This window comes from Peribacillus sp. NPDC058075, assembly GCF_042885195.1.
Taxonomy (GTDB): Bacteria; Bacillota; Bacilli; order Bacillales; family DSM-1321; genus Peribacillus.
Window position 1 is genome coordinate 2,341,273 of the sequence record NZ_JBHVSL010000001.1, and the last position, 14,534, is coordinate 2,355,806.

The 14,534-nt window shown below is 39.0% G+C and carries 11 protein-coding genes; all 11 read right to left on the bottom strand.

Annotated features, from left to right (window positions below; translation table 11 throughout):
- Positions 1-11 precede the first annotated feature (11 nt).
- Complete coding sequence (locus ACFVS1_RS11650) at positions 12-779, bottom strand: response regulator transcription factor (protein ID WP_352920956.1); 768 nt, start codon at positions 777-779, stop codon at positions 12-14.
- A gap of 137 nt (positions 780-916) precedes the next feature.
- Positions 917-2,476 (bottom strand): class I adenylate-forming enzyme family protein, encoded by a 1,560-nt coding sequence (locus ACFVS1_RS11655; protein ID WP_352920958.1) that lies wholly within the window; start codon positions 2,474-2,476, stop codon positions 917-919.
- A 928-nt stretch (positions 2,477-3,404) separates the two neighbouring features.
- Positions 3,405-4,802 carry a UbiD family decarboxylase gene (locus tag ACFVS1_RS11660; RefSeq protein WP_387547450.1) on the bottom strand — a complete coding sequence of 466 codons (1,398 nt, stop codon included), beginning with the start codon at positions 4,800-4,802 and terminating at the stop codon, positions 3,405-3,407.
- Positions 4,803-4,875: 73 nt separating this feature from the next.
- A complete protein-coding gene (locus tag ACFVS1_RS11665; protein WP_352920962.1) occupies positions 4,876-6,288 on the bottom strand; it encodes a sodium:solute symporter family protein in 1,413 nt (470 codons plus the stop codon).
- 174 nt (positions 6,289-6,462) lie between these two features.
- Complete coding sequence (locus tag ACFVS1_RS11670; RefSeq protein WP_387547454.1) at positions 6,463-6,681, bottom strand: flavoprotein; 219 nt, start codon at positions 6,679-6,681, stop codon at positions 6,463-6,465.
- A gap of 105 nt (positions 6,682-6,786) precedes the next feature.
- On the bottom strand, positions 6,787-7,635 hold the full coding sequence (locus ACFVS1_RS11675) for a R2-like ligand-binding oxidase (RefSeq protein WP_352920966.1): 849 nt from the start codon (positions 7,633-7,635) through the stop codon (positions 6,787-6,789).
- Positions 7,636-7,697: 62 nt separating this feature from the next.
- Positions 7,698-8,849 (bottom strand): iron-containing alcohol dehydrogenase, encoded by a 1,152-nt coding sequence (locus tag ACFVS1_RS11680; protein ID WP_387547457.1) that lies wholly within the window; start codon positions 8,847-8,849, stop codon positions 7,698-7,700.
- A 13-nt stretch (positions 8,850-8,862) separates the two neighbouring features.
- Positions 8,863-10,320: an aldehyde dehydrogenase family protein gene (locus ACFVS1_RS11685; RefSeq protein ID WP_387547460.1), complete on the bottom strand. Its 1,458-nt coding sequence runs from the start codon at positions 10,318-10,320 to the stop codon at positions 8,863-8,865.
- An 18-nt stretch (positions 10,321-10,338) separates the two neighbouring features.
- Positions 10,339-11,673 (bottom strand): MFS transporter, encoded by a 1,335-nt coding sequence (locus ACFVS1_RS11690; protein ID WP_144529319.1) that lies wholly within the window; start codon positions 11,671-11,673, stop codon positions 10,339-10,341.
- Between the two features lie 82 nt (positions 11,674-11,755).
- Positions 11,756-12,343, bottom strand: a complete 588-nt coding sequence (locus ACFVS1_RS11695) for a UbiX family flavin prenyltransferase (protein WP_387547463.1) — start codon at positions 12,341-12,343, stop codon at positions 11,756-11,758.
- An 826-nt stretch (positions 12,344-13,169) separates the two neighbouring features.
- Positions 13,170-14,444, bottom strand: coding sequence for a benzoate/H(+) symporter BenE family transporter (locus ACFVS1_RS11700; RefSeq protein ID WP_387547466.1), 1,275 nt, complete (start codon positions 14,442-14,444; stop codon positions 13,170-13,172).
- Between the last annotated feature and the right edge of the window lie 90 nt (positions 14,445-14,534).

The following is a 14,534-nucleotide window of genomic DNA, read 5'->3' on the forward strand; positions in this document are numbered from 1 at the left end:
AAATTTTTTTTTCAATTGATATCTTTTTTTCTTTCCCAGAAAAAATGCTCTCGATACTGAGTTGGAGTTTTTCCTTCTATTTTCTTGAATGTTGTTGCAAAGTAACTGGAATTTGCAAAACCGGTGTTATTAGCAATAACATCAATTGGTAGTGAAATCATTCTCAACATATTTTTTGCCTTCTGAACACGAATCCAAGATAAGTATTCTACAAATGTCATTCCTATTTCTTCCTTAAAAGATTTACTAAAGTAGGATGGGCTTAAATAAACCTTATCAGAAATATTTTTAAGAGTAAGACATTCATTGTAATGTAACTGAATGTATTGAACGGCACTTTGAATTGGTTTTCTTAAATCTAATTCGAATTCACCTTCATTTTTAACCGTCTGACTTATTTCCATTTTAATTATTGGTTTTAAAACACGATCGAATATGTTCAAAAGCTGGTTTTTGGTAAGCGGTTTCAATAAATAACCTGAAAAACCCGCATTAATGGCTGATTGGACGATTTCAAACATTTTTAACCCTGTAATTGCAATGATGGGTAAGTCTGGATAGATAAGCAGTACGTTTTTCCCAAAATCTATGCCATCCATGTTCGGAAGCGAAACATCCATTATAAGCGCACTTGGACGGGATTGTTTAAGCATCATCATGGCCCGTTGTGCGTTATTAGCTTCATAAATACGAAGAAAGTTATAGTCGCTATTTTCAACAATATGACGAATATTGCTTATACAGCTTTGGTCTGTATCAACAATTAGCAGCTCTGCCATAGGACACCTCTTTGCTTCTATATAAATCTATTATAAAAATATTCAGAATTAATTAGTTTTAATTTTTTAAGATGAGAGTTATAAAAATTTAACATACATTTTTTTCAACACTCTCAGCTAGAGAGATTTATTTTGTATCAGACTACAGAATCGCTTTGATTTTGTAGTGCCTCAAAATCACCCTCACGTAATTTTCGGCGTAGGATTTTTCCAACCGGACTTTTTGGCATTTCCTTAACAAATGTATACTTTCTTGGTCTTTTATAGTTCGACATGTTAGGATACCTTTTACAAAACTCATCTAACTCTTGTGCTGTAACCGTTTCGTTTTTAGAGACAATATAGGCGGATACAATTTGTCCCAATCGATCATCCTGCTCTCCAATAACGATAGCTTCCAAAACGTTTGGATGTTGGGACAGACAATCTTCAATTTCTAATGGATGAATATTTTCTCCCTCAGAGATAATCATATCGTCAAGCCGGCCAACAACGAATAAATCGCCGTCTTCATCTAGAAAACCAATATCTCCTGTAAAATACCAACCATTGCGCATCGCTTTAACAGTAGCATCCGGGCGATTCCAATACCCCTTAAATGCTTCAACTGAATCTAAATTTGAAATTATTTCACCAATTTCTTTTTTCCCAACTATATCTTCGGGAGTAGAACGACCGTCGGGATCTGCTTTTACAATACGAAGATTTTGGTGAATACCTGGTTTACCCACACTGCCTGGCTTTTCAGATACATTAGGACAAATAGAAAACGTATATACTTCTGTACTGCCGTAATGATTTACAAATACCTTTGGTTTAAGTAACTTCACACATTGATTTACTAATGTAGTGGTCATTGCAGCACCTGCATATCCAACTTTTTCAAGCTTGGATAGGTCATATTTATTGAAGTCTGGATGTGTTAGCATATCATGATAAAGCGTAGGGATTAAATAAAGGGAAGAGATTTTTTCTCTGTAAATAATCTCAAGAGCATCTCCAGAATCAAAGTCTGGCAAAATAGCAATTTTTCCATTTAATAACGCCATGGTAAGCAGTGAACGAACGCCCATTGTATAATAAAGCGGCATTACTCCTAGTGTACTTTCCCACAACTGGTACTGGTTTTGGACGATATGTGCCATCGCTGAGGCATATTCATTCCTATGGGTACGTGGTACTCCCTTTGGACGTCCTGTTGTTCCTGACGTGTATAACATGATCGAAATATCATTTTCATCTAAAGTAGGCTTTTGATAGCTACCTGGGCTTCGGTCTACTAGTTCAGGATAAGAAATATCTACACCAATATAATTCTCATCACCTATCAAAATTGGCCTTTCAGAAAAGTTCGATCCTAATACGGCATTTTGACTGGCTGATTCATAGACGACAGCTTTCGCTTCAGCATCGTTTACACAATACTCGACCTCTTTAGTGGATAATCGGTCATTAAGCGGCGTATAGATCGCACCAAGTTTTTGTAATGCCCAATAAATGATTACATTTTCAACTCGGTTCTTTAAGATGACTACAACACGATCCTGCTTCTGAATGCCTAGACGCTGCAAAGAGGCTGCAATTTTTTCTATTTCCTGTTGTAATTGGACATATGTATAGCGTTTTTGGTCTTGAACTAAAGCAATATGGTTGGGGTAGCGCCCAACTGCAAAATCGAATAATGTACCTAAATTCATTTTACATCTCTCCTTTTCCCCTTGAGTTGTGCTTATCTTATCTCAATCACTTTTTACTCGTTTTTTAATTGTAAGAAAGGCCAGTTGCGGGTATTATCCTTGAGTCAGTTGATTCCAAGGCCCCCACACCCTTAACGATTATTCGATAAGATATAGATTTACAATCGAGTAGTCACCCTTCACTGCTACACAACTATAGAAATATCAGCTTCATACATATTTTCTATTCTCTTTAACAAGCTCTATTTTATTGCATCCCATGATGCCTATTTTAAACACCTCTGAATCTACTCCCTAGACTGTTCAATTTCTGCTGACAATTTTAAACTCCCTATACCTTCCATCATGAATACCCCCTCGCTTTATATTACTTTACTAAAATAACATATGATAGAAGAGTTATGTTTCAAAAAATGATTTTAAAATGAAGAATGCATGTTTAAATTTATTAATAGACATAATAATCGATAACTTACTTTTGGTATTCAATATTTCACTTTCCTCATATCAATATTTTCTTTAGTACAAACAGTGTATCTATTGCATCTATTAAAACTGCTAAAAACAAGCCAAGTTCCATTTATTAAAGAACTTAGGCTTCCTGTCCCTTATAATTCCATCTAGAAAAGGTAGTTTAGTTGTTTGGATAGTGGTTTTAAAGGAAAAAAATAAAGCATGAAGCCGTTTATTTTACAAGAGACTTTGCAGGTCTTTTTTACCCAGTGAATCAAAGGCTCAACATGAATTCAAAAGTTTGACTAATACTTTTTGTACAGGTTTGCTTACAATCACATTGAATAGAGGAGAATATGAAGGATAACTTGTAGGAAATGAGCGAAGTGTTTTTTTGATTACCCATGTTGAAAAGGCTGACACCAAAAGGTCATGCACTAAGCCTTTTGAGTCAGCCACAATTTTTTCATATTTTTTAAAAGTCTATAGCTCCTTCAAGATGAACTGATTGAATCAATTTATCAGGATTTATGTAATCATCTAGATTACATTCATTGTAGCCGGGAATTTGAACTCGCAAGTATTGCATTTCTTCACTGTCTAAGGGGATTGTACAGTCAAATCCCATTTTCGAGCCCACTCCATCGCGTGTTGACGGGTCAAGCTTCGAACTTTGTGCTTCATGAACTACCACTAAGTCTCTGTCTGCTTGAAAGCGGGTTGCGATTGCCCATTCCACTTCTTCCATATTAAAAATATCAACCTCTTCATCCGTTACGACGACATGTTTAATATCAAAACTGTTAGCAAGTGCTGCTAAAATTGCATTTTTGGCTTCACCCTCATTTCTTTTTTTAATGGAAACAATGGCATGATACCGACATGTACCACCAGGGCTCATATGAACCGCTTTTACGGATGGAACGGTCTGTCGAATGCTCTGAAAGAGACTTGCCTCACGAGGGATGCCACCAAGCAAAAGATGTTCGTAACCCGCAGGGACAATGGTATAAAAAATCGGGTTGTTACGGTGAGTGACAGCCGTAATCTCAATCACCTCTTTGTCACTGCGTGGTCCATAGTATTTTGGGAATTCTCCAAAAGGGCCTTCAGGCTCTCGAACATGTGGAAGAATTTTTCCTTCTAACACTATTTCCGCATAGGCCGGTACATCGATATCTACCGTCTCACAACGAACCACTTCTAAAGGTTCTCCACGGAGAGCACTTGAAATTTCAAGTTCATCTACTCCGAACGGAGTGCTAGCTTGAGACGCCAGTAAGGTCACCGGATCGACGCCAATGGCGATTGCACATTCCAGTGGTCTCCCCGCCTCTTCAGCCTGCTTATACAAATGAAAAGTATGACGAGGCAAAATTAAGGCTCCTATCTTATTTTTCCCAGAAATTTGGAGACGATGAATCGAAACGTTCTGCTTCCGAGTAACTGGATCCCGAACAATAAACAACCCTGCTGTGATGTAATTACCTGAATCTTTCTCGTGGTGAACCGGAATTGGAAACATCTTCATCAAATCGATATTTTCTAGAATAATATTTTCTTTAATAGGCGCTTGTTGTTTGTTTAGTGCTCGACAAGGAACAGGAGATGCAACTGCTTCGGTAAATTTTGAAATAACGCCATATTGGTCTGTTTCCAACGCCTCTGCAAAATCTTCACGTGTTGAACAAATTCCTGATACAACAGGAACCTGATAATCTTCTACGCTAGTAAAATAGGTAGCCTTTTTTCCATCTAATTTTTTCGCAATAGCAGCAACCTCATATTCTAAACTGACATTTTTATCAATTGTCGCTAAACGACCCGTTGTTTGCAGATGTGTAAGCCATGTCCGAAACGTCTTTGATCTCATAAATTGAATCCTCCTGATTTTTTTAATAGTTATTATTATTTATTCATTTTAGCTTCAATTATAGCGATCATCCCTATAAGATTTCCGTCTTGACCTTCGGTTCGTTATACGAAACTCTATTATTCTTATTGATGAAATGATCAAACAACATGACAATTAATGGAGTAACTGCAGCGACGTAGATATTATCTATCCCTAATGGATCACCGCCAAGATACCAGACAGTTGTCGTAATCACGGCAAAGACCATTCCCAATACTGCTCCTCGTCCACTACTAAAACGTGGGAAATAGAACATCAAAACGACAATAACGGCTAAGGTGGTTCTTAAAGCTCTAGCAAAAAAGACAGTGCTTAATATTTCTGGTGCAAAAATCGCAAATGGAATCGGAATCAGTCCCATAACAATTGTTGCAATTCGGGCAAACCGCAGCGATTTCGTGTCAGAAGCATCTTTATTAAAAATGGGATTGTAGAAATCTTTCAATAGAAGAGCAGCCGACCCAATAGTTGAAGCTGCAACTGTACCAAAGACAGCGGCAATTAATCCAGCTACAACCAGTCCCGCCAGAAATGGATTCATTAACGTTGTCATCATAGGGAAAGCTTCTGCTGGCGCGATGTTCGGAAAAACAATTGAGGCAGTCATCCCAATCAAAGATGCAATGATACCAACGGGAATTACAAGGAAACCGGCATAGATGCTCGCTTTCTTGGCCTTAGCATCATCTTGTGTTGAAGATATCGCCTGGATAATATATTGAGTTGAAAAAATGGAACCGATATTAGCTATTGTCCAAGCAATGATTGTTGACAAGCCGATTCCCGTCCAGTCAAACATCTCAGACTCTAGATTCAAGGATAACCCGGAAAGTCCCCCCGCTGCCGCCAAACCAAATGCAAGCGCCAGTATCAAACCCAAGTACTTGATAAAGGCGTGAATTAAATTGGTATATGCAACGGCAAACATTCCACCTAATGAGACATATACTACGGTTATCACCCCAACAATTATTGCTGCCATTGTATGTGGGACATTAAGAATTGCTGATAATGTAGCCGCTCCGCCAGCGTACATTGAAACATTAACTACCGCCAGGGCATAGATCATAATGAGCGAGGTTATAACACGTGCACCATTCCCATACGTTTTAGCAATGGCTCCCGAGATTGTATACTCTCCCCGTTCATGAAACTTTTTTGCCATAGTGTAAGCAAATAACGCAAATGCCAATGCAAGTGTAATCAAATTCCATGCTGCCGAAATACCTGTGCCGTAAGCAGTTTGGGCTGTTCCGATCGTTGATCCGGTACCAATAAACTCTGACATCATTAAAACTCCAATAATAAAAGGCCCAAACGCCTTTCCGCCTGTCATGTACTTATCGGAACTTTTTGAGAATTTTTTTGTATATAAACCAAAGAAAGCAGTAAGCAAAATATAAACGACGACAATTCCTAAAATTATTATATGACCATTAGTCACAGTAACTCCCCCATTTTAATCTAGAATGAATTTATGAAATTATGAATTTTCATTTATTCATGTTAATCTAGTCCTCAACGTTCAAAGAGTCGGGCATCAATGACAAACTGATCTCTAGTCTTTCCTACGCTTTGATTAACAATATCTTCGATTGATTTTGGTTTATAATAAAAACTAATAAAAACTAGGTACAGGAGGGAGGATTATTGCACCACGCTCTGTTATGGATTGCATATGCCGAAAATGTCCTAAATGAAAGGGCGTTTCCCGAACCATTAATACCAATTTCCTTTGTTCTTTCAACGTTACCTCGGCCGCCCTTGTGAGTAAATTATCATTAAAACTATTAGCAATTGATGGTAGAGTTTTGATCGAACATGGGGCAATAATCATCACTGTAAACTAATTTTGCGTTCAATTTCCGTTAAACGGTCAGTCGTTTGAAGATGCCCTAGCCAGGTACGCAATGGCTATGCTTTCATAATAAAAGAATCCTCATTAAACGGTAACTGATGAACCTAATATGTCTTTAAGTCTGCGTTCTAACATTTTAGACACTCTTTCACGGCCTCGAACTTCAGGTGGAGTTGGGTATTCCCTACCATCTACAATGACAGGTTGATCATATCGAACCAAGATAAGAGGAAGGTATTCTTCGTATAACGCACGAATTCTCTTGGCATGTTCTGGTTTACGGGCAAATAGCTTTAGCATACGAAGTCCAAAGCCTACATGCCGTCCTTCGTCTTCCTTGATTCGGGCAAATCCTTCACTCAAACCAGGCAATAGGCCCTTACTTCCGTATACACCTCGAAACACATCATATCCAGTCATCGCTTGAACACCTTCTATTATTCCTTGGTAATGGGTTAACCCTTCTACAAGTGCAACCTCACGTTCCTCTTCTCCTTGTTCAAGAGCATTCAGCATTACTTTTACACGATTATCAAGTTTCTGCTGAACCATATTTTTCACTGAAGGAATTCGCTCACGACCAATTACTTCTTTAAAATAGCGCATAAAAAACTCAGTATGTTTAAATTCTTCGAGCAATTGAGTACTAAGGAATGCCTGTTGTTCTGTAGAGGAACCTAACATGATCCAGGGACAAAACTTTAAGGCAACATTTTCTTCAGCATCGAGAAATCCTGTACAAAAATGAATAAGATATCCTTTAAGGTCTTCATCAAGCGCTTCAAAATCCCTTTTATCCTGGCTAAGATCGATAGCAGCAGGATCCCAAGTCCCAAAACGAATCGCTTTTCGATATAAGTCCCATGCCACTTCATCCGTCGACTTATCAACACTAGGGATTAGCTCTTCAGTCTTATTTACATTTTCAGTCATCATCATTTCCTCCTAAATATTTAATGTGAATTTAAACACTTTCTTCAAAGGCTTTATATTTTCTAAAAAAGTTGTTTGAGCAGCCCCAAAATCTCTTCTTCTGTCGCTCGTCGAGGATTGAATTTCCACATTCCACTTTTCACAGAATCATTTGCAATCGCCTTTAGCTGCTCTTCTTTAACCCCTGCCTGTTGTAATTTTTGCGGTAGTCCAACATCGTCACGTAACCTCGTTACCTCTTCTATTAATTGGTCTGTAATCTTCCAATCAGGTAACGATAGGTCGATGTCTCGAAAAACGCTGGCCATTTCAACGTACTTATCCATTAAGGATATCGAATTATAACGAATAACTCCCGGTAACAGGAGACCTATCGCCACACCGTGACTAACATGGGCATGACCGCTTACTGCACTGCCGATCGCATGTGTCAAACCTAGGAAGGATTGATTGAAAGCCATTCCTGCTAAAAGACTAGCCTCTGCCATTTTGATCCGTGCCTCAACATCCTCCCCATTATAAACGGCCCGACGAAGGTATCTGCTGACAGTGCTCATGGCTGACAGTGCAAGCACATCACTGGCAGGCTGGGATATCCGTGACACAAATGACTCTGCCCCATGTGCAAAGGCATCAAATCCTGAGGCTGCTGTAATTTTCGTTGGTGAAGTCATCGTCATTTTAGGGTCCACTATACTTAAATCCGGTGCGATGAATGGGCTCGTTACCGTGACTTTTCGATTCTCCTCCCAATCCGAAAAAACAGCAAACATGGTCACTTCACTTCCGGTGCCGGATGTCGTAGGTATTGCAATGAGAGGAATATTGGATGATTGCTTGATAAGATTTACTCCAGCATAATCACGAATACTCCCTCCATTTCCAGCTATTACACGAACACCTTTGGCTGTATCGATCGGACTGCCCCCGCCAATGGCGATTAGAGCATCGCCTTCTTCCTGTTGAAACACTTGAGCTACTTTGTCAACGGTTTCAACACTCGGGTCCGGTTCCACTTCATCATAAACAACAAAAGAAATTCGGTTGTCATTTAATATCTTTGTTACATGCTCAATTAGACCCGAATTTAACACACCTTTATCGGTAACGATAAATGCACGTTTTACTTTAAAGGGTAAATTGCCAAGTTGTTTGATCTTGTTATAGCCAAAATGAATTTTCGTTGGCAGATGAAACTCAAATGAAGGATACATAGTGAATTCTCCTTTATTCTTCAATTTCGATATTAATATGTTTGGTTTCGGTGTATTCCATTAATCCTTCTATTCCCCTTGTGCGCCCAATTCCGCTCTCTTTATAACCCCCAAATTCTGCTTGTGGGTAATTCTTGTTATAGGTGTTAATCCAAACCGTTCCGGCCTCCACCTTTTTCGCAATTCTCACAGCTCTGTTGACATCCTTTGTCCAAACGCCAGCAGCTAAACCGAAAATTGTTCCATTAGCAAGTGAGATCGCTTCTTTCTCGTCCTTAAAAACTTGTATGGCCAGAACGGGCCCAAAAATCTCTTCTTGTGCTATTCTTGATTCAATTGGCACCTGATCAAAAATGGTTGGCTCAATATAATACCCTTTATCGTAATCTCCACCGGTCAACCTATTACCACCCGTAATAAGATTTGCATCTTGTCTTCCAATTTCGCAATATTCCAAAATTTTATTAAGCTGTTCTTCCGAGATGACAGGTCCCATATCGGTTGTTTCATTTAACCCGTTACCAACTTTCAATTTTTCAGCCTGTTTACGCAATCCTTCCACCACTTCTTCATGAATCGACTCATGAACAATCACTCTTGATCCAGCAAAACACATTTGGCCGGCAGTAATAAAGGCTGATTTTGCAACGGCTGGAATTGCTTTGTTTAGGTTTGCATCAGGAAATATTATATTAGGAGATTTCCCCCCCAGTTCAAGAGCAAGTTTCTTCACCTTTTCTGCTGCTTTTTTCATTAAGTTTTTGCCAGTAGTCGTGTCACCTGTAAAGCTGATGGCATTAACATCGGGATTTGTAGTCATTTCATCTCCAATAACCTTTCCCGGACCAGACACGATATTCACAATTCCTGGTGGAAAGTCGCTATTATCCTCGATTAATTTGACAATGGCAGTGCTGATAAGTGGGGTCCGACTTGCCGGTTTTAAAACCACTGCGTTTCCTGCAGCAAGGGCTGGAGCAACCTCTCGAATCATTAGCATAGCCGGCCAGTTCCAAGGTGAAATAATCCCTACTACTCCAATCGGCTCTTTGTCAATGATGCCATATGACGTGGGGGAAAGATTTATCGACCTACCGAATATACTTCGAGCCATACCTGCAAAATATTTTAACGTATCAATACAGGCGTCCAATTCTATACGAGACTCCTTTATCGGCTTTCCGTTCTCTATGGTTAAAATTCTAGCAATTTCTTCTCTATTTTCCTTCAATTTATAAGCCCATTGCATTAAAGCATCAGAACGTCGCGAAGAATTTGAACGCCAGTCGGATGTATGAAATGCTGCCTTCGCCAATTTAATTGCCAATTTAATATCTTCTAATCCCGATTTCTGTGACTCTCCAACGATCTCACCTGTAGCAGGATTTACGGATGTCATCGTTTCCCCAGTTTTGGCTTCTTGCCAATCTCCATTAATATAATTTCTAGTAATCTCTAATTTTGTAATCACTATTTACCCCCCTAGTTTCTATTTGAGATTGCCTTTTGTTTCTGGAACGATGAGGCTTCCAATAATATAGACAAGAAAAATTACAATCACAAAATACATTAGTGTGTACGGGATATTTTCAATCGAACCGCTTGCTAATGTTACGAAAGTTGGCATCATACCGCCAATTGCAAATCCCATATTCCATGAAAGTCCTGTACCCGTAGACCGTATTGATGTAGGAAAGCGTTCATTAAGAAAAATTAACACAGGTGCATAAGCAGCATTTCCTAAAAACACTAGACCCATCGTATTCAAATAAATCGAAGTCGTTGTAACAGAATCGGCTAATGCTAGATAAAAATATGGAAGTCCGACGATATTTAAACATCCAATAACTAAAAAGGTCTTTTTTCTTCCAAAAATTTCACTAAGTTGTCCGAACAGTAAAGCCGAAATTATCGTGACAATACTTGAGACAATGAGAACACCTGATAAAACTTCTGAAGATACATTGTTAACTACTTTTAGAAATGTGGGAATAAAACCTGCTGTAAGGTAATAACCTGAACCACCACCAATAACAATCATTAGATTCACAGCTATAACTCTGAAATATTTTGTAAATAGGGTCTTAATAGGAGACTGCGGTATAACACCCTCTTGCTCTTTTTCTTCATTTTCTTTACGTAATTGTGCCCAAAGCGGAGACTCGTTAAGTGTTCTAAATACAAGTAGACCAGCTACTGCACCTAAAATCCCTGTAAAGAACATGACTCGCCAACCCCAATCATTAAACGCTTCACCAGGAAAAAACGCAGAAACGATGGTAAACGTTAGTGAAGCGAATAATGCTCCTAACCCGGCTCCTCCCCCACCTATAAGACCAGACATCAATCCGCGCCATTTAGGCGACGCAGATTCTGTTCCAATTGTATGTGTAGATGCCACAACACCGCCGACAAAGACCCCTTGAACTAATCGTAGAATTAAAAAAAGGATTGCAGCCGTCACACCAATTTGTGGGACAGTAGGTAAAAGACCAAAGGCAGCTGTACTAACACCAACCCCTACCACAGAAACAATCATTGCTTTCTTTCGCCCGTTTTTATCTGCATAAGATCCAAATATTGCCGACCCAAGAGGCCTCATCAAAAGCGTTACCCCAAAAGAAGCATAAACAGCAGCTAAAGAAAGCGTAGGGCTGGTTGTAGGGAAAAATAGTACACTAATTGTGGGAGCCACAAAAAGTAGTAGAAAAAGATCATACAGATCAAAAGACCACCCTAATAGTGACGCTGTCATTGCAGAGACAACCTGACGTCTGTTAACGGTTACATTTTCTTTTACAGAATGAGCGACTACATTAGACATTAGAGGACCTCCATTTTTTCATATCATATTCTGAGTCATGTTAAACCGGAAAATAGTATTTTAATACCTAAAAAGATAATGATTATAGATTGGTTATTATTTCATCTTTCTTGAGTCCCGACCACCTGTCAAACAGTCGAGCATCAATACCAAACTGATCTAACGCCTTCCCGACACTTTGATTAACAATATCATCTATTGATGTTGGCTTATGATAAAAACTAGGAACAGGCGGGAGGATTACCGCACCATTCTCTGCAGCTGATTGCATTAGCCGCAAATGCCCTAAATGCAATGGTGTTTCACGTACCATTAGAACCAACTTCCTTTGTTCCTTCAAAGTTACATCAGCAGCTCTAGTGATTAAATTATCATTAAAACTGTTTGCGATAGATGATAGAGTTTTAATAGAACACGGAGCAATAATCATCCCGTCAACATGAAAGGAACCACTTGAGATGCTTGCACCTATATCATATGAGTCATATACATAACTGCACAGTGATTTTACTTGTTCCACCGAGTATTCTGTTTCATATTCGATGGTTTTTTCAGCAGAGGAACTAATAATTACATGACTTTCAATTTGAAGTTTGTTCAATGTCTCAAGACATCTAATACCGTATATGGATCCACTTGCCCCTGATATACCTATAACAATTTTTTTCACTCTGTTTCCTCCTATATTTGAAAAAAACTTTTTGGATCATGCACTTTGCAGCAGGTAATCCATCCACTTTTGTTCACTCCACGCTTTTCAAAGTTCCCCCCTTTCAACTTTCCATATTCATCTCTTAATATTTGCAAGATTCATGCCATTAAAAAACAGTTTAAAATTCACTCTTTCCTACCCATGAACCATCCAACTGGAACGAATGGCGTTACAACTGGAACGCCTGCAGTTCCGCTTGTTGATTAAAGATTATAAGAAAGCTAGTTCCATAGAAATAACTAGCTTTTGAGTTGGAAAAAATTCAAATGAAACACACTAATTCCTTTCTTGAAGACCAGGGTAAGGCTCGAACCTTACTGGATGGCAAATTTCAAATAAACAAGGCTGTTTTCGCATACTTTGTTGCTATTTACCAAGTAAAGCGGAGTGGTTGATTTCCCCTCCAGATGCTCGCTTTCCGCGGGGCGGTCGGTGAGCCTCCTCGGCGTAAACGCCTGTGGGGTCTCACCTGTCCCGCTGCTCCCGCAGGAGTCTCGCACTTGCGCTCCAATCAACCTTAAATCATTTCGTTTTAAAAACAACAATCTTTACGAAAAGAGCCATAAACAAAAAACGTTTGCTCCATTCTTAAACATAGACCCCGTTCAGATGAGCAATGATTTTACCTTTTACACCTTGTGAACTGCGTAATATATAGTACTGATTCCGATTAGGTACCTTTCAAAATTGAAGGAAAAAGGATATCCTACTGTGATTGTTAAATGTAAAAGCCCTTCTCTTAATCGAGAGGGCTTTTATTAGAGATGAATGTTTATTATTTATTTCAAGCTCCTTGAGAAACGTTAGAATCTGTACTTTTTTTACTTTGTTGAACAATGATCGTTTTAAAATCATGCTTTTCAATAATTAGAGAAACAGCAACACCACCCAGTATCGCCCAGAATGGAGAGCTTATATCATAAAAATGGACTCCTGACATTGCAATGATAAGGGCAAAAAATGAACCAAATTGGAATTGAGGTTTAGAAAACGCTTCCTGTAATGAACTTAAAAGCACTCCCATCATAGCCAGTCCTGCAACAGTGCTGATTAATACTTTCGGCATTGCAGCTACAAAAGGCATGACTGTACCTGCAAACAATCCAAAGATAGAAAATAACACACCACATACAACCACTGCTGCATATCTTCCTTCCATTTGACCAGCTTCTTTTGATGCGCAGATTGCTGTCATTGACCCCGCAATATTCGCATTATGACCTCCAAAAAAAGACGTAATAGCCCCGCCAATTCCGCTTAAAATCGTCATCTCGTTAACCGGTGGTTTATATCCTTGGGTGTTTAACACACCTGTAGCCTGGGCGTTTTCAGCACCAATTACTAAAAGTGCAAGTGGGATGCCCATTGAAATAATCGCATCAATACTGAATGATGGAGTCACTAGTTGAGGAACGACAAAATCAAAACTCACATCTTTCGCTTGGAATTCTCCCATCCAAACCGATAAAATGATAGCAACAGCAAATGATAGTAAAATAGGTGGAAAATTTTTTATATAACGGAATGAAAGAAGATACACGAGGATGGATGAACCTGCAATTATTGGTGCTTTTTCGAGGGATGCAATCATCTCAGTCCCAAAACTAATCATTGTTCCAACGACCATCGACATAACAATTGGAATCGGAATCCAGTCCATAACTTTACCAATAACCCCTGCTATCCCTAACATAAAGACCATGAGACCTGCTGCCAAATAAGCACCAGCAGCTTCATTTAAAGAATAGTTTGACAGTGAACCTACAACAAGTACTGCACCTGGAATTGAATAAGCGCCAGCAATCGGCTGCTTATTTCTTACGGAGATGATTATTCCTAATAACCCACCAAAAAAATATATGGCAAATAACCAAGAAACCACTTGTGTTTGAGTTAATTCGCCATTTGATGCTCCGTTTATTATAATTAGCGACGGACCAGTACAGCCAAAAATTGCTGCCAGCGTTCCTGCACTAACCGTTCTTACATTTAAATGACTTAATAAACCTTTCTTGTTTTCAGAACCTTTTTTTAGCTGCATACCTTCAATCCTTCCCATATCGTTCTATTAACTTCCCTGAATCAAACATGATTTAAAGCGACTTTTCTTAATCTAAAATGAGAATCACCGGCAGAGGCTGCCGGTGAC